15 protein-coding genes are annotated in these 15,460 nt (G+C 73.2%); 7 read left to right on the plus strand and 8 right to left on the minus strand.

The window, feature by feature from the left end:
* Positions 1 to 46 precede the first annotated feature (46 nt).
* The 5 genes from LIV37_RS06470 to LIV37_RS06490 all read left to right on the plus strand — a co-directional run bounded on the left by LIV37_RS06470 (position 47) and on the right by LIV37_RS06490 (position 4,259).
* Positions 47 to 1,693, plus strand: coding sequence for an acyl-CoA dehydrogenase family protein (locus tag LIV37_RS06470; RefSeq protein WP_020866294.1), 1,647 nt, complete (start codon positions 47 to 49; stop codon positions 1,691 to 1,693).
* Positions 1,690 to 2,517, plus strand: coding sequence for a crotonase/enoyl-CoA hydratase family protein (locus LIV37_RS06475; protein ID WP_020866295.1), 828 nt, complete (start codon positions 1,690 to 1,692; stop codon positions 2,515 to 2,517). Before LIV37_RS06470 ends, LIV37_RS06475 begins: the two co-directional genes overlap by 4 nt.
* Positions 2,518 to 2,958: 441 nt before the next feature.
* Complete coding sequence (locus LIV37_RS06480; protein WP_020866296.1) at positions 2,959 to 3,315, plus strand: hypothetical protein; 357 nt, start codon at positions 2,959 to 2,961, stop codon at positions 3,313 to 3,315.
* Entirely contained in the window at positions 3,302 to 3,454 is a 153-nt protein-coding gene (locus LIV37_RS06485) for a hypothetical protein (RefSeq protein WP_020866297.1), read from the plus strand. Before LIV37_RS06480 ends, LIV37_RS06485 begins: the two co-directional genes overlap by 14 nt.
* Positions 3,455 to 3,488: 34 nt before the next feature.
* Positions 3,489 to 4,259: a bestrophin-like domain gene (locus LIV37_RS06490; protein ID WP_020866298.1), complete on the plus strand. Its 771-nt coding sequence runs from the start codon at positions 3,489 to 3,491 to the stop codon at positions 4,257 to 4,259.
* Here LIV37_RS06490 and LIV37_RS06495 read toward each other — a convergent pair.
* Both LIV37_RS06495 and LIV37_RS06500 read right to left on the minus strand, forming a co-directional pair.
* The gene (locus LIV37_RS06495; protein ID WP_020866299.1) at positions 4,222 to 5,514 is read right to left on the minus strand and encodes a cytochrome P450; all 1,293 of its coding nucleotides are present in this window, start codon (positions 5,512 to 5,514) and stop codon (positions 4,222 to 4,224) included. The two genes, LIV37_RS06490 and LIV37_RS06495, sit on opposite strands and share 38 nt — an antisense overlap.
* A gap of 72 nt (positions 5,515 to 5,586) precedes the next feature.
* Positions 5,587 to 6,438, minus strand: coding sequence for a metallophosphoesterase family protein (locus tag LIV37_RS06500; protein WP_020866300.1), 852 nt, complete (start codon positions 6,436 to 6,438; stop codon positions 5,587 to 5,589).
* 106 nt (positions 6,439 to 6,544) lie between these two features.
* On the opposite strand from LIV37_RS06500, the gene LIV37_RS06505 reads away from it, so the two are divergent.
* Both LIV37_RS06505 and LIV37_RS06510 read left to right on the plus strand, forming a co-directional pair.
* Entirely contained in the window at positions 6,545 to 7,006 is a 462-nt protein-coding gene (locus LIV37_RS06505) for a universal stress protein (protein ID WP_121825759.1), read from the plus strand.
* 87 nt (positions 7,007 to 7,093) lie between these two features.
* Complete coding sequence (locus tag LIV37_RS06510) at positions 7,094 to 7,330, plus strand: dodecin (RefSeq protein WP_020866302.1); 237 nt, start codon at positions 7,094 to 7,096, stop codon at positions 7,328 to 7,330.
* Positions 7,331 to 7,337: 7 nt separating this feature from the next.
* Here the strand turns inward: LIV37_RS06510 and LIV37_RS06515 are convergent, their stop codons facing one another.
* The 6 genes from LIV37_RS06515 to LIV37_RS06540 all read right to left on the minus strand — a co-directional run bounded on the left by LIV37_RS06515 (position 7,338) and on the right by LIV37_RS06540 (position 15,343).
* A complete protein-coding gene (locus LIV37_RS06515; protein ID WP_121825758.1) occupies positions 7,338 to 8,405 on the minus strand; it encodes a phosphatidylinositol-specific phospholipase C domain-containing protein in 1,068 nt (355 codons plus the stop codon).
* A gap of 188 nt (positions 8,406 to 8,593) precedes the next feature.
* Positions 8,594 to 9,682, minus strand: coding sequence for an NAD-dependent epimerase/dehydratase family protein (locus LIV37_RS06520; protein WP_020866304.1), 1,089 nt, complete (start codon positions 9,680 to 9,682; stop codon positions 8,594 to 8,596).
* 98 nt (positions 9,683 to 9,780) lie between these two features.
* The gene (locus LIV37_RS06525; protein ID WP_020866305.1) at positions 9,781 to 11,616 is read right to left on the minus strand and encodes a transketolase; all 1,836 of its coding nucleotides are present in this window, start codon (positions 11,614 to 11,616) and stop codon (positions 9,781 to 9,783) included.
* A gap of 17 nt (positions 11,617 to 11,633) precedes the next feature.
* Positions 11,634 to 12,959 carry an NAD(P)/FAD-dependent oxidoreductase gene (locus LIV37_RS06530; RefSeq protein WP_121825757.1) on the minus strand — a complete coding sequence of 442 codons (1,326 nt, stop codon included), beginning with the start codon at positions 12,957 to 12,959 and terminating at the stop codon, positions 11,634 to 11,636.
* A gap of 165 nt (positions 12,960 to 13,124) precedes the next feature.
* On the minus strand, positions 13,125 to 14,336 hold the full coding sequence (locus LIV37_RS06535) for an FAD-dependent monooxygenase (RefSeq protein ID WP_020866307.1): 1,212 nt from the start codon (positions 14,334 to 14,336) through the stop codon (positions 13,125 to 13,127).
* A 140-nt stretch (positions 14,337 to 14,476) separates the two neighbouring features.
* Complete coding sequence (locus tag LIV37_RS06540; protein WP_121826205.1) at positions 14,477 to 15,343, minus strand: Fpg/Nei family DNA glycosylase; 867 nt, start codon at positions 15,341 to 15,343, stop codon at positions 14,477 to 14,479.
* Positions 15,344 to 15,460: the final 117 nt, after the last annotated feature.

Below are 15,460 nucleotides of genomic sequence, written 5' to 3' on the forward strand. Positions count from 1 at the left end.
CCCCGGTCGGGCCCGGGAGACCACCGCGAACGAGGAGATGTCTGCCATGAGCGCTACGCACGAGGTCCTCAACCAGGCCCCGCCGCTCATCGGCTTCAGCACCGCGGACGACCCCGCCCTGCTGGAGGCCCTGCGGCGGCACGGCGGCGGCTGGGGCGAACAGGAGGTGCGGGACCTGGGCGCGCGGGCAGGTTCCGCCGAGGTGCAGGACTGGGCGCGGATGGCCGAGGAGCACCCCCCGGTGCTGCACACCCACGACCGCTTCGGCCACCGCGTCGACGAGGTCGAGTACCACCCCGCCTACCACCAGCTGATGGGCGTCGCCGTGGAGAGCGGCCAGCACGCGGCGGCGTGGAGCGAGACCCGCCCCGGCGCCCATCTGGTGCGCGCGGCCAAGTTCTACGCCTTCGCACAGGCCGAGCCCGGCCATGGCTGCCCGATCTCCATGACGTACGCGGCGGTCCCGGCGCTGCGCGCCGAGCCGGAGCTCGCCGCCGGGTACGAACCGCTGCTGACCGCCCGCACCTACGACTTCGGGCTGCGCCCGCCGCTCGGCAAGCGGGGCCTGATCGCGGGAATGTCGATGACGGAGAAGCAGGGCGGCTCGGACGTCCGCGCCAACACCACCCGGGCCGTCCCGGACGGCGAGGGCCGATACGTGCTCACCGGCCACAAGTGGTTCACCTCCGCGCCGATGAGCGATGTCTTCCTGACGCTGGCCCGGACGGAGGAGGGGGTCACCTGCTTCCTGGTGCCCCGGGTGCTGCCGGACGGCAGCCGCAACCCGCTGCGGCTGATGCGGCTCAAGAACAAGCTGGGCAACCGGTCCAACGCGTCGGCCGAGATCGAGTACGAGTCCGCCCTGGCCTGGCGGGTCGGCGAACCGGGCCGCGGGGTGCGGACCATCGTGGAGATGGTCAACGTCACCCGGCTGGACTGCGTCATCGGCTCGGCGGCGGGCATGCGGGCCGGGCTGCGGCAGGCGCTGCACCACGCCGAGCACCGCCGGGCGTTCGGCGCCGAGCTGGTCGACCAGCCGCTGATGCGCAATGTGCTCGCCGATCTGGCGGTCGAGTCGGAGGCGGCCACCACGCTCGCGATGCGGCTCGCGTCCGCTCTGGACCGCGCCGAGGACGGGGACGAGAGTGAGGCGGCGCTGCGCAGGCTGGGGCTCGCGGTGAGCAAGTACTGGGTGTGCAAGCGCGGCGCCACCCACGCCGCCGAGGCCCTGGAGTGCCTGGGCGGCAACGGCTACGTGGAGGAGTCCGGGATGCCCCGCCTGTATCGAGAGGCGCCCCTGCTGTCGATCTGGGAGGGCTCGGGGAACGTCGCCGCGCTCGACGTGCTGCGCGCGCTGGGCCGGGAGAACGGCGCCCTGGAGGCGTTCCTGGCCGAGGTCGACGCCGCGGCCGGGGCGGACGCCCGGCTGGACGCGGCCGTGGACCGGCTGCGCGGGCTGCTGCCGCAGCTCACCGACCCCGAGCGGGCGCAGCTGCTGGCGCGCCGGCTGGCCGAGCAGATGACGCTGGTGCTGCAGGGCAGCCTGCTGGTGCGGTACAGCCATCCGGCGGTCGCCGACGCGTTCTGCGCCTCGCGGCTCGACGGGGACTGGGGGCACGCCTTCGGCACCCTGCCGCCCGGCACCGACACCGGCCCGATCCTGGAGCGGGCCCGCCCGAAGGACGCGCGGTGACGCCCGCGGACGGCCCGGCCGGTCCACGAGAGGAAGCGGAGGACGCGGCCGGTGCGCGCCTTACGGTTCGCACGGAGCGGGCGGGCCCGGTCACCACGGTCGTGCTCTCCCGCCCCGAGGCGCGCAACGCCGTCGACGGCACGACCGCCCGGGCGCTGGCCGACGCCTTCCGCGCCTTCGACGCCGATCCCGAGGCGCGGGTCGCGGTGTTGTGGGGCGAGGGCGGCACCTTCTGCTCCGGGGCCGATCTGAAGGCGGTCGGCACACCGCGCGGCAACCGGGTGGCCGAGGACGGCGACGGCCCGATGGGGCCCACCCGGCTGCGGCTGGCCAAGCCGGTGATCGCGGCGGTCAGTGGCCACGCGGTGGCGGGCGGGCTGGAGTTGGCGCTCTGGTGCGATCTGCGCGTCGCCGAGGAGGACGCGGTCTTCGGGGTGTTCTGCCGCCGCTGGGGCGTCCCGCTGATCGACGGTGGAACAGTAAGGCTGCCACGGCTGATCGGCGCCGGCCGGGCGATGGACCTGGTGCTGACGGGACGGCCGGTGCCGGCCGACGAGGCATACGCCATCGGGCTCGCCAACCGCGTCGTACCCCCGGGGCGGGCGCGCGCGGAGGCAGAGCGGCTGGCGGCCGGGATCGCCCGCTTCCCGCAGACGTGTCTGCGCTCGGACCGGGCCTCGCTGCTGGAGCAGGAGGGGCTGCCGGAGGACGAGGCCATGGCGCGGGAGCTGCGCCACGGTCAGGCGGCGCTGGCCGAGGGGCTGGACGGCGCGGCGCGGTTCGCCGCGGGCGCGGGACGGCATGGGAGCTTCGGCGGGCCGTGACCGGGGTGCTCGGCTGACCGGGGCGGGCCGCGCCCGGTCAGCCGAGCGCGCTTGAGGGGAATGTCCTCGGCTAAATCTCGATGCGCCAATGTCAGCACTGCCCATTCCCCTATTCGAGGGAATTCCGGTAGTCACACGGCTGGCGGGCGCCCGTTCGGCCGAATATCTCCTCGTGAAGCGATGGCAGCGCGTATGGCGTGCGGGGGTCCTGGCCACTGCCCTTGTCCTCACCTCGGCGGGGGCGACAGCCCTGGCCGACGAGGACGGTGACGGTCCGGCGACAGCGCCCGCCTCCCCTCGGCCGACGGCCGACACCCGGTCCCGGGCCGGGGGCCCGGACGACGGACCGCTCGCCTGGGTGCGGATCCGGATCGGTCCCGGCCTGTGTGTGTGCGTCGCCGCCTCGGCGGGCCCGGTCGGCCTCGTCGCCCGATACGGCTGGTGTCCCAAACCCCCCAAGCCGACTCCGACGCCGACCCCCACGCCCACGCCCACACCGACCACCCCTACGCCCACACCCACGCCGTCGCCGACTCCTACGCCCACCCCGACGCCGACGCCGTCCTCGACGCCCGCCCCCAGTCCGTCCGCCACGCCGAGCCGTACGCCCACACCGACCCCCACCCCCACGCCGCGGGCCCCCTCCCCCACGCCCGCTCCGCGGCTCCCCGCGCCGGGGCCCACCCGCGCGCCCGCGCTGCCGCCGCCCCCGCCCTCGCGCACCCAGCCTCCGGCCTCACCCCCCGCGCCGGTTCCCGCACCGACCAGGACCCGTGCCGTCGAGATGCACGCGTATGAGAAGCCCGCGCGCAAGAAGCCCGACGACGGGACCTCCTTGGTCACCTTCACTCTGCTGCTCACCGCGCCCGCGGTCCTCGCGGCCGCCGCTCTCCGTCCGCGTTCGCGCTCCGGCGCGCGCGGCGGGCGGCGCGGCTGACGGCCCACCGCCGAACCGCTTGGGAGGTTCACCCATGCCCGAATGGCTGATTATGACCCTGGTGATGGCCGGGACTTGCGCGGTCGTGGTGACCGGGGCGGTCCTCAACTCCCGCAGACTCGGGGAGGATGACGATCCGGACGAGACCCCCGATGTCCTCGACTACATGATCATGATGATCGGCGTGGTCTACGCGATCGTGCTGGGCCTGGCCATCGCCGGTGTCTGGGAGGCGCGCTCCGCCGCGCAGGACGGGGTCCGTACCGAGGCGCAGGCGCTGCACGAGGTGGCCGAGCGGGCGAGCGTCTACCCCCGCCCGGTGCGCGACCGCATCCGCGACGACGTGGACACGTATGTGGACCATGTGGTGCACACCGAGTGGAAGGTGATGCTCGACAAGGGCGAGCTCACCGACCGCGGCACCGAGCTGCTGACCACCCTGCGCCGCGATGTCACCCTCGCGGCCCCGCACAACGACCTCCAGTCGCAGGCGTATCAGCCGATGGTGGATCAGGTGGCCGCCGTGGACGACGCGCGCGGCGCCCGGCAGCAGAGCGCGGGGTCCACCATGCCCCCGCTGGTCTGGTTCGGCCTGGTGCTCGGCGCGGCGCTGGTGATCGGGCTGGTCTTCACCCTGCAGATCCGCCGCTCGCCCCGGGAGCTGATGCTCGCGGTGATGTTCACCGCGCTCATCGTCTTCCTGCTCTTCCTGGTGTGGGACTTCGACGAGCCCTTCGGACGGTCGGTCGGCGACTCGACGACGGCCTTCACCGATCTGTTCCCCAGCGCACGGGGAGAGTCTTGAGCCCGTTCTGGAAGTTGGAGGTGAGCCGCACCGGTTCACCGGCCCGGCGCAGCCCCGGCAGCCGGTCCAGGGCGGCGCGCAGCATGGCCCGCATCTGGACCCGGGCCAGATGCGCGCCCAGGCAGACATGCGGCCCGAAGCCGAAACTCAGATGGTCGTTGGGGGCGCGGGTGACGTCGAACCGGTCGGGGTCGGTGAAGACCGTCTCGTCGCGGTTGGCCGAGGCGTGGAAGACCACGACCTTCGCACCGCGCCGGATGAGCTGTCCGCCGAGCTCCACATCGCGGGTGGCGGTGCGCCGGAAGTCGATGACGGGCGGCCAGTAGCGCAGCATCTCCTCCACCGCGGAGCCGGTCAGCTCGGGCCGGTCGAGCAGCAGCCGCAGGCTCTCGGGGTGGTCGAGCAGGGTGAGCAGCCCGCCCGGGATGCCGTTGCGCAGCGTCTCGTTGCCCGCCACGGCGAAGAGGAAGAACATGTTCTCGAACTCGTCCCGGCTCAGCCCGCCCTCCCGCATCCGCGCCATCACACTGCCCGGCCGGGGCCGCTCGGCGAGTGCGTGGGCGTACGCGAACATATCGGCCAGGGCCTCGCGGGAGCGCGGGTTCATCGGCCGGCCGTCCGGGCGGCGCGGCGCCGAGGACGGCCGGTGGGCGAGGGCGGCGCGCCCGATGGGGCTCAGCTCCTCGCGGGCCGCGGTGGACAGTCCGGCGTAGTCGGCGTCCTGGTAGCCGATGACCCTGCCGGCCCAGTCGAACAGCAGCCGCCGGTCGCCCTCGGGGACGCCCATCACCTGGGCGAGGGTCCAGACCGGCAGATCGGCGGCGAGCTCCACGAAGTCGGCCTCACCGCGCCCGGCCACGGAGTCCACGAGCGCCACCGCGCGCTCCTCGATGGCCGCCTCCAGCTCCCGTACGGCGCGCGGGGTGAAGGCCGCGGCGACGATACGGCGGCTGCGGGAGTGGTCGGGCGGGTCCTGGTTGAGCATCATCGCCCGCACGAACTCCAGGTCGGCGGGCGTGTCGGGGTCGCGGATCTGGGTGGCCCCGAGGTGGGAGGAGAAGACCTCGGGGGTGCGCAGGACGTGTTTGACGTCGGCGTGCCGGAACACCGCCCAGAAGCCGGGGCCGGCCGGCCAGGCCCCGACCGCGGGCTCGTCGATCCGGCAGACGGGGCGGGTGGCCCGCAATTCGCCGAACAGGGCGTACGGGACACCGGCGGTGTAGGTCTCGGGGAGGAACGCCTCGACAGGGTTCACAGCCGAGACCGTACGGCGCCGCCCTCCGGCCCCGTCAAGACACCCCGCGCCGCCCCTTTGCCACCGGCACCCCTACGCCACCGGCACCGGGAGGATCCGGCGCAGCGGGTCCTCGGGCAGCCGGCCGTGGGCCTTCCACTCCCGGGGGTAGCCGACCGAGACCTCCTGGAACTTCACCCCGTCCTCCACCGTCGTCCGGGGGATGTGCAGATGGCCGTAGACGACCGTCTCGGCCCGGAACCGCACATGCCAGTCGGCGGTCAGCTCGGTGCCGCACCACAGCGCGAAGTCGGGGTAGCGCAGCACCCGGGTGGGCAGCCGGGTCATCGGCCAGTGGTTGATGAGCACGGTCCGCAGCTCCGGGTCGACGGCCGCCAGCCGCGCCTCGGTCTCGGCGACCCGGGCCCGGCACCACGCGTCCCGGGTGGGGTAGGGGTCGGGGTGCAGGAAGTGCTCGTCGGTGCAGACCACCCCCGCCTCATGGGCGTGGGCCAGCGCGGCCTCCTTGGTGGCCAGGCCGTCGAGGCGGAAGGTGTAGTCGTAGAGCAGGAACAGCGGGGCGATGACCAGCGGCCCGCCGATGCCCTCCCAGAGCGGGTAGGGGTCCTCGGGCGTGACGATGCCCTTCGCCCGGCACATCTCCACCAGCGCCTCGTAGCGCGCCACCCCCCTGACTTCCAATGGGTCCTTGGGATGGGTCCACAGCTCGTGGTTCCCGGGTGACCAGATGACTTTGGCGAAGCGCTCGCTCAGCAGGCCGAGGACCTCCTCGATCTCGGAGAAAACCTCGCCGACGTCCCCCGCGACGATCAGCCAGTCGTCGTCGGAGCCGGGCCGCAGCCGCTCCACGATCGCCCGGTTCTCCGGATAGGCCACATGAAGGTCGCTGATGGCGAGGAGTTCGCCCCCGTGGGTGCCGCTCATTGTCTCTCCTGTCGTACGGTGGCGCTCATGTCGCGGTCGCGGTGTCCTGGCACCGCGGTACGGGCCGGGTGATCACCGGACCGTCCCTGGCGCTAGCCTCGCAGATGTGGTGGACAAACTCCCTCCGTCTTTTGAACGGGGAACCGACGGACCGAAGGTCATCGTGGCCGGACTGGACGGTTCCGAATCCTCCTGGCGCGCCACGGCCTACGCCGCCGGGCTGGCCAGACGCCAGAAGGCGCTGCTGGTCGTGGTCTACATCCAGCCGGTGCTGGCCGCGGGGGCGGCGCTCGGTGCCTCGGTGGCCGACACCACAGGTGAGGTGGCCGAGGAGCTGATGCGGGAGATGCGGGAGGCCACCGAGCGGCTGCGCGGGGTCTTCGAGGTGCGCTGGGAGTTCCACACCTTCCGGGGCGATCCGTACAACGGCCTGGCCCAGGCGGCCGATGAGCTGAAGGCCGACGCCGTGGTGGTGGGCGCGTCCGAGCAGGCCGGGCACCGTTTCGTCGGCTCGGTGGCCGTACGGCTGGTCAAGGCCGGGCGCTGGCCGGTCACCGTGGTGCCGTAGGGGCCGCCCGTCCGGCTCGCGGAGCCCGGCGCGGTGAGGCACCGTGGGAGAAGCGAACGGACCACCCCACGGACCGGGGAGACTGCGATGGCCCACACCTACCGGGTGACCGAGATCGTCGGCTCGTCCTCCGAGAGCGTCGACGACGCGATCCGCTGCGCCATCGGCCGTGCCTCGAAGACGCTCCGGAATCTTGATTGGTTCGAGGTCGGCCAGGTGCGCGGGCATATCGAGAACGGCCGGATCGCGCACTACCAGGTCGGGCTGAAGGTCGGATTCCGGCTCGAGGACCCCGACGCCGGCTCCGGGGACCGGACCGGCTGACCCCGGCTCAGCCACGGGGCACGACGGTGGACAGCACGGACGGCAGCGGATACCAGTCGGCGGTCGCGAAGCTGGCGTGCCGGGCGGCGAGTTCGGACACCCGGTCCCGTGCCTGGGTCTCGGTGGGGTTGGTGCCGTCGATCGGGGGCGCCACGTTGTGCGCGTCCGTCATGATCAGCAGGTAGTGGCGGTCGTCGTACCAGGCGGTGTCGATACCGCTGGCGACATACGTGGACGCGTCACCGTCGAAGAGCGCGAACCACGGCCGGAGGGCGGCGTCGGTGTAGCGGGTGCGCGGGTCGCCCGGGGCGGCGCCGTGGACGGCGGGGAAGGCGGCGGCCTGGCCGAGCTTCCCGGCGGCGGACAGGTCCCGCAGATGGGTGGCGTATTCGCGGTCGGTCCACAGCGTGTCGAGGGGGTTGTTCTCCTCGACCGTGCCGGGTATCAGCTCGACGATGAACTTGCCCGCGAGCGCCGAGCGGGACGGCCAGCCGCCCGCCCGGACCGCCTCGTCGAGGGTGGCGTGGCCGCCCACCACATCCGCCGGGCGCAGCACCGCGTCGCCCAGGGTGGCGCCGAGGAGGGCGTCGAGGTCGGCCGGGCCGCGCGCCTTCTTGCCGTTGAAGCCGTCCTTCATCTCCACCTTGACGAGGATGGGACGGTGCCCCGGATGGGCCTGGTGCCAGGCCCGCATGTCGGCGAGGCAGCCGGCCAGGCTCTGGTCGCGGGGCTTGGTGCGCAGCTCGTCCGGGCCCGCGGCGTTCTCGCAGTTGTTGTCGTTGCCGAGCGGGTTGGAGTGCGAGACCCGCCAGCCGGCGCCGAAGGCGTTGGTCCACACATCGAGTTCCAGGAGCGAGGCTCCGGAGTCCAGCGCGTCGGCGAGGTAGGGGTACTTGGCCTTCTCGTAGGCGTTGTGCACGCCCACCGAGGTGGTGGCGGAGTAGGACGGATCGTCCGTGGTGGCGGGCCGGGCCTCGGCCGGTGCCGTCAGACACAGTGCGGCGGCCGCCGCGGCGACCGCCACCGTTCCCGTGCGCCGGGCATGACCGCGCGCCGGACTCCCCACCCTGCCCATGTGTCCCCACCCTCGTCGATGTCCCGGCCAACTGGGCAGAAGCGTACGGGAGTCGCGTCATGGGTTACGAGCGGACATGGGTCACAGCGGTACGGGCCCGGCGGCGTGCTGCCGCTGGGCCCGTCTCATGTGCCGCGTCTCACACGGCTGGGCGTCCGAGGTCGTTCGGGGGCAAGGGGCGGGCCCCGTCAGGGCCGCTCCCCCACGCCGGTCGTCGCGGCCTCGCGCGCCCGTCCGCCGGGCAGCTTGGGGGCCAGCGGCGCGGTCTGGTCCATCCCGGTGCCGCGCCGCAGCCCGGTGAGGAACTCGTGGAGCGTCTCGACGGCGGTGTGCCGGGGCCGCCAGCCCAGTTCCTCCTGGGCGCGGGTGGTGTCCATCAGCGGGAGCCGCAGGGCGGCGTCGAACAGCTGGGGCGAGGGCGGCAGCAGATGCAGATGCCAGGCCGTGGCCATGGCCGAGCGGGCGGCGAAGCGCGGGATCCGCATCGTCCGCGCGTCGAGCAGCCCGGCCAGCGTCTCGCCGTCCACCGGCGGTTCGGCCGCGAGGTTGAAGGCGCCGCGCACCTGACGGCCGAGCGCCAGCCGGTACGCCTCGGCGGCGTCGTCGGTGTGCAGCACCTGGAGCCGCAGTCCGGGCAGGTCGAAGACGGCGGGCAGGAAGGTGGAGCGGACCAGCCGCCGGGGCACGAACGGGCCCATGAACAGCCGGCGCTGCTCGGCCGCCGCCTCCTCCTTGAAGAGGAAGCCGGGCCGCATCCGTACCACCCGGACCTGCGGATGCTCCCGTTCGAAGGCGTCCAGCATCCGCTCCACATACGCCTTCTCACGGCAGTACGCGGCCTCCGGCCAGCCGTCGGTGGGCCAGGACTCGTCCACCGGGCGGCCGTCCTCGGGGCCGGGCGAGTAGGCGCCCACCGAGGAGGCGTACACCAGTACCGGCACCTCGGCCCGTGCCACCGCCTCGAAGACCCGCTTGCTGCCGAGGACATTGGTGTCCCAGGTGACGGCGGGCCGGTGGCTGGGCTGGATCAGCCAGGCGAGGTGGATGACCGCGTCGGCGCCCTCGAAGTGCCGTACGAGGTCGGCCTCCTCACCCGCGTCCCGCCCGATGTCCGCCCGTACCCAGGTGGTCTTCGGCGGCGACCAGCTGGGCACCCTGCGGGCGACGCCCACGATGGACTCGATGTCCGGGGCCTCGCCGAGCGCGCGGACGACGCTCGTACCGGCGTTGCCGGTGGCCCCGACCACCACCACGCGCATTCCGTGCTTGACACCCATGAGTCCGCTCCTTCCGGCAGTGTCGTGTCCTCAGCCGTCCCGGTCTCAGCCCTGGTCCGGCCCTGGTTCCGGTCCCGGTCCTGGTCCCGGTCCTGGTTTCAGCCCTTGCCGATCAGCTGCCGCGCGGCCGTGACGATCGCGTCCGCGTCGATTCCCGCGTCGCTCAACTGCTCCTCGGGGGTCGAGGAGGCCGGCATCATGCGCACCGCGAGCCGGATCATCCGGGGCACCGGACGGCCGTCGCCAAACGCCTCGAGCACCGCGTCGCCCAGTCCGCCCTCGGGGTGGTGGTCCTCCACGGTGACCAGCCGGCCCGTCGCCTCGGCGGCGGCGCGCAGCGTCTCGGCGTCCACCGGCTTGAGCGAGTACAGGTCGATGACGCGGGCCGGGATGCCCTCCTGGGCCAGCCGGTCGGCGGCCTCGACGGCCTCGTGCAGGGTGACCCCGGCGCCGACCAGGGTGACCCGGTCGTCGTCGCCGGCGCGCACCACCTTGGAGCCGCCGATGGGGAAGCTCTCGGTGGGCGGGTAGATGACCGGCGTTCCGCCGCGGGTGGTGCGCAGATAGCGGATGCCGGACTGCTCCGCCATGGCCGCGGTCAGCTGGGCGGTCTGGTTGGCGTCACACGGGTAGAGCACCGTGCTGCCGTGCACCGCCCGCATGGCGGCCAGGTCCTCCAGGCCCATCTGCGAGGGTCCGTCCTCACCGATGGCCACCCCGGCGTGGGAGCCGATGAGGTTGAGGTCGGCGTCGCTGATGGAGGCCATCCGGATGAAGTCGTAGGCCCGGGCGAAGAAGGCCGCGAAGGTGGAGACGTACGGGTTCCAGCCGCGGGTCTGCATGCCGACGGCCGCGGCCACCAGTTGCTGCTCGGCGATGAAGAACTCGAAGTACCGCTCGGGGTGCTCCTTGTGGAAGTACTCCAGCCGGGTGGAGTCGCCCACCTCGCCGTCGAGCGCCACCACATCGCCGCGGGCGGTGCCGACGGCGGCCACCGCCTCGCCGAACGCGTCACGGCTGGGCACCGAGTCGCCGGTGTTGTAGCGCGGCAGCGCCAGCGGGCCCTCGGACGCGGGCCGGGTGGGGGTCACCGAGGGCGGGCCGAGCACCGGTACGGCCATGTTGCGTACGCCGCCGAGCTCGGCGATGGCCTCGTCCGCGTTCTTCAGCGGCTTGCCGTGCATGCCCTCGCGGTTCTCCACCGAGGCCACGCCACGGCCCTTCATAGTGCGGGCGATGATGGCGGTGGGGCGGCCGACGGTGGACAGCGCCTCGGCGTAGGCGCGGTCGATGGCCTCGATGTCATGGCCGTCGATCTCGATGGTGTGCCAGTCGAAGGCGCGGATGCGCCGGGCGTAGGCGTCCAGGTCCCATTCGTGGCGGGTGGGCCCGCGCTGGCCGAGCCGGTTCACATCGATGATGGCGGTGAGGTTGTCCAGCCGCTCGTAGCCCGCGTGCTCGAACGCCTCCCACATCGAGCCCTCGGCCATCTCGCTGTCGCCGCACAGCACCCAGACGCGGTAGGGCACATGGTCCAGCCGCTTGCCGCTCATCGCCGTGCCCACGCCGTACGGCAGGCCCTGTCCGAGCGATCCGGTGGCCACGTCCACCCACGGCAGCCGGGGGGTGGGGTGGCCCTCCAGCCTGCTGCCGCGCTTGCGGAAGGTGATGAACTCCTCGTCGCGGAGCGCCCCGGCCGCCTTGTACACCGAGTACAGCAGCGGGGAGGCATGGCCCTTGGAGAAGATCAGGTGGTCATTGCCCGGGTGTTCGGGCTGCTCGAAGTCATAGCGCAGATGGTTTCCCATCAGGACGGCCAACAGGTCCGCCGCCGACATCGACGACGTGGGATGGCCGGACCCGGCGGCCGCGGCGGCGCGCACCGAGTCCACACGGAGCTGCTGCCCGAGCTCGCTGAGCTGTTCGTGTCGCATTGTTCTCCTTCCAGGTTCTACCGGCGGTCGGCCGCCGCCCGGGCGGTCTGCGCGACTTCGGGCGACTCGGTGTCCAGCGGCACCGCCCAGGGCGGGACCATCCCGAGCTGTACCCCCTGGCGTGGCAGCACCGCGTCGAGCAGCCAGTCGGCGGCGACCCGGACCCGGTTCCCCGGCATCGCCATCAGGTGGTAGCCGCGGGTGACCGCGTTGGCGACCGGCCCGGACAGCGGGATGTGCAGCGGGTCCGCGGCCGCCTGCACCCCGCCGAGGTCGACGGTGAACCCGAGGTCGTGGTGTTTGTACGGCTTGGCGGTGCCGCGCCCGAGGGACGCCAGGACGTTGTGGCCGGCGACCTTCCCCTGCCGCTGGGCGTGCTGCGCGGTCATCGGGGTGAACTGGCCCGGCCGGGTCAGATCGGGCACCGCGGCGGCGTCCCCGCAGGCCAGCACGTCGGGATAGCCGGGCACGGCCAGATACTGGTCGGCCCTCAGCCGGCCGCGTTCGGTCGGCACCCCGAGCTGCTCCACCAGCGGGTCGGGGCGCACCCCGACACACCAGATCAGCGACCGGGTGTCGACGAACTCGCCGTCGTCCAGCAGCACCCCCTCCGAAGTGGCCTCCTTGACCGAGGTGCGGGTGCGGACCTCCACACCCCGTTTGCGCAGCACCCGGTCGGCCGTGCGGGACAGCTTCTCGTCCAGCTCGGGAAGGACCCGGGGGGCGATGTCGAGCAGCATCCAGCGGGGCCGCGGCGCATCGCGCAGCGAGGTGTTCTTCCGCGCGAGCGAGTCGGTGAAGAGCACCCCGTGGGCGGCCACCTCGGTGCCGGTGTAACCGGCGCCGACCACCACGAAGGTGCGGCGGGCCGCCCGCTCCCGGGGGTCGGCGGCGGTGCCGGACATCTCGATCTGCCGGGTCATGTGGTCGCGCAGGTAGAGCGCCTCGGGCATGCCGCGGAAGCCGTGGGCGTGCTCGGCCACTCCGGGAATCGGCAGCAGTTTGTTGACGCTGCCCACGGAGAGGACGAGCCGGTCGTAATCCATCTCGCCGGACCGTCCGTCCGGGTCCCGCCAGGCGATCTTGCGGGCGTCCAGGTCGACGCCGTGCACCTCGCCCAGCACCAGCCGGACGTGCGGCAGGGTGCCGGTGAGGGAGACCGAGACACGCCGGGGTTCCAGGATCCCGGCCGCCACTTCGGGCAGCAGGGGCAGATACAGGAAGTAGTCATTGGGATTGATCAGGACGATGTCCGCCGCGCCGCGCAGGGTGCGGGAGAGCGTACGGGCTGCCTGATAACCGGCGAATCCGGCACCGACGATCACTATGCGTACTGGGCTCACACGAATCTCCCGGGCATACGGGGCCAGGGAGCTCCAAGTGCCCGTGAGAGTCCGGACCAAACGTGGGGCCCGGCCGGCCCCGCCCCCGGGGCCGTGTTCCGGGGGCGGTTCCCGGCGGCGGTTCCCGGGGCGTCGGGGCGCGTGGGCCCCAGTGGCGCGGGTGCGTCAGCGGCGCCGGCGGGCCGTCTGCGCGTCGATCCGCTCGTCCCAGTCGATGCGGTAGCCGGTCAGCCAGTCCGAGGAGCCGTTGCCCGCCCGGTCCAGCTTGCGCGGCATGGTGACATCGCGCAGGGCGCGTGCCACGGGCCCCGGCGCCGTGCGGCGGGCCATGCCCGCGCCGGCCGCCGCGACCTTCTCGACCCGCTCCCGGCGCAGCGCCTCGTACGCGGCGAAGGCCGACTGGGGCGTGCGCAGATCGCGCAGGCATTTGGCGAGTACGACACCGTCCTCGATGGCCATCGAGGCGCCCTGTGCGGCGTTGGGCGCGCAGGCGTGCGCGGCGTCGCCGACGATGACCATGGCCTCCTCGGACCAGGTGGGGGTGGAGACGATGTCGTAGGCGGCGGTGGCCACGATGGTGTCGCCGGTGGCGCGCACCAGGTCGGCCGCGGGGGTGTTGTCCTCGGCGAAGAGCGTCAGCAGCCGCTCCCGCCACTGCTCGGAGGTGACGGCGGCGAGCTCGGCCTTGGACATCTCCTCGGCCGGGGCGTTGCAGAACCACCAGACCTCGCCGTCCGGGGCGGTGGTGCAGCCGAAGAACGCCTGCTTGCCGAAGATCATCGTGTAGGCGTCGGGGTCCGGGGGCGAGTCGGCGTCGCGGGTGTAGCCGCAGACGGTGTGCTGTCCGGTGTAGCGGGGCCGGGGCGCGGCCGCGTCGATGAGCCTGCGGACGAGCGAGTGGATGCCGTCGGCGCCGATCAGCATGTCGCCGACGGCGCGGCCGCCGTCCGCGAAGGAGCCGACGATCCGGCCGTCGGGGCTGGTGTGGGCGGCGAGCAGCCGCTTGCCGCCCTCGACGCGGACTCCGCGGCGCACCGCCTCCTCGCGCAGCACCCGGGCCAGGGTGGCGCGTTTGAGTGTCACGGAGCCGAGGCCACCGTCCTGCGATCCGGACATGGGGCGGTTGCCGAGCCGCTTGCCGGTGTTGCTGATGAAGTCGACGCGGCCGGCCGGGAAGGAGTTCTTCAGCACGGGTTCATGGGCGTCGATGGTGCGCAGTGCCTCCAGGCCGTTGGCTGCGACGACGAGGAACGCACCGGCGTCGACGGCGTCCGTGGGGTACGTCTCGTAGACGACCGCTTCGATGCCGGCTTTCCGCAGGGCCATCGCGGTCACCGTGCCGGCGATGCCGCCACCGATGATCAGGGCTGTGGTCATGGTGCTCCGTGACGTGGCGTGAGGTGTCGTGTCGTGGGGTTGCGACAGCACCATATGGCGGCCCGGAGCTCCCCGGGTCAAGAGCGGCACTTCAACTAACGGGCGCCGGGCGGCATTTGGGGCTGAACCCGGCAGCTAAGCTACTTGAGCAGCCGGGACAGCCGCCGGTCGGCGAGCGGCTTGCCGCCGGTCTGGCAGGTGGGGCAGTACTGCAGCGCGGAGTCGCGGAAGGACACCTCGCGGACGGTGTCCCCGCACACCGGGCACGGCTGCCCGGCGCGGCCGTGCACCCGCATACCGCCGCGCTTCTCCCCCTTGAGGTCGGTGGCGGCCAGGCCGCGGGAGCGCTCGACGGCGGAGCGCAGCGTGGTGCCCATCGCCTCGTACACCCCGGCGATCTCCGCTTCGGTGAGGTCCGAGGCGAGCCGGTAGGGCGACATCCGGGCGGCGTGCAGGATCTCGTCGGAGTAGGCGTTGCCGATCCCGGCGATGACGCTCTGGTCGCGCAGCACCCCCTTGATCCGGTGGCGCACACCGCGCAGCAGCCCGGCGAACGCCTCCAGGGTGAAGGAGTCGTCCAGCGGGTCCGGGCCCAGCCGGGCGATCCCGGGGACCTCCCGCGGGTCACCGACCACGTACACCGCGAGCCCCTTGCGCGTCCCGGCCTCGGTGAGGTCGAAGCCGGAGCGCTCAGGACCGGCCAGGAGCAGCCGCAGCGCGAGCGGGCCCCTGCCGGGCCGGGGCGGGGCCTCGGGGAGCCCGTCCCGCCAGCGCAGCCAGCCCGCCTTGGCGAGGTGGACCACCAGATGGGGGCCGTCGGTTGCCAGGTCGAGGAACTTGCCGTGGCGGGACGCGGCCGTGACGGTGCGGCCCTCCAGCGCGCTCAGCGGCGGGGCGTAGGTCTTCAGGACGCTCACCGCGACGGGGAGGACGCGGGCGACCTCCCGGCCGGCGGCACGCTCGGCCAGGATCGCGCTGAGGGCCTCCACCTCGGGCAGCTCCGGCATGCCACCAGTGTGCCGCAGGCCGGAGCGGAACCACCCGGAGCGGTGCACCGGGTGACCGATTCCCCCCGGTGCACCGCTCCGGGCTGCGGCCCCGCACACCCTCACTTAGCGTCTCAT

Source organism: Streptomyces rapamycinicus NRRL 5491 (assembly GCF_024298965.1).
Taxonomy (GTDB): Bacteria; Actinomycetota; Actinomycetes; order Streptomycetales; family Streptomycetaceae; genus Streptomyces; species Streptomyces rapamycinicus.

Excerpts from the sequence above, each read along its gene's own strand:
- LIV37_RS06470 (WP_020866294.1), top strand. The coding sequence starts at position 47 with ATGAGCGCTACGCACGAGGTCCTCAACCAGGCCCCGCCGCTCATCGGC.
- LIV37_RS06485 (WP_020866297.1), top strand. The coding sequence starts at position 3,302 with ATGCACGCGTATGAGAAGCCCGCGCGCAAGAAGCCCGACGACGGGACC.
- LIV37_RS06490 (WP_020866298.1), top strand. The coding sequence starts at position 3,489 with ATGCCCGAATGGCTGATTATGACCCTGGTGATGGCCGGGACTTGCGCG.
- LIV37_RS06500 (WP_020866300.1), bottom strand. The coding sequence starts at position 6,438 with ATGAGCGGCACCCACGGGGGCGAACTCCTCGCCATCAGCGACCTTCAT.
- LIV37_RS06510 (WP_020866302.1), top strand. The coding sequence starts at position 7,094 with ATGGCCCACACCTACCGGGTGACCGAGATCGTCGGCTCGTCCTCCGAG.
- LIV37_RS06515 (WP_121825758.1), bottom strand. The coding sequence starts at position 8,405 with ATGGGCAGGGTGGGGAGTCCGGCGCGCGGTCATGCCCGGCGCACGGGA.
- LIV37_RS06520 (WP_020866304.1), bottom strand. The coding sequence starts at position 9,682 with ATGGGTGTCAAGCACGGAATGCGCGTGGTGGTGGTCGGGGCCACCGGC.
- LIV37_RS06525 (WP_020866305.1), bottom strand. The coding sequence starts at position 11,616 with ATGCGACACGAACAGCTCAGCGAGCTCGGGCAGCAGCTCCGTGTGGAC.
- LIV37_RS06535 (WP_020866307.1), bottom strand. The coding sequence starts at position 14,336 with ATGACCACAGCCCTGATCATCGGTGGCGGCATCGCCGGCACGGTGACC.
- LIV37_RS06540 (WP_121826205.1), bottom strand. The coding sequence starts at position 15,343 with ATGCCGGAGCTGCCCGAGGTGGAGGCCCTCAGCGCGATCCTGGCCGAG.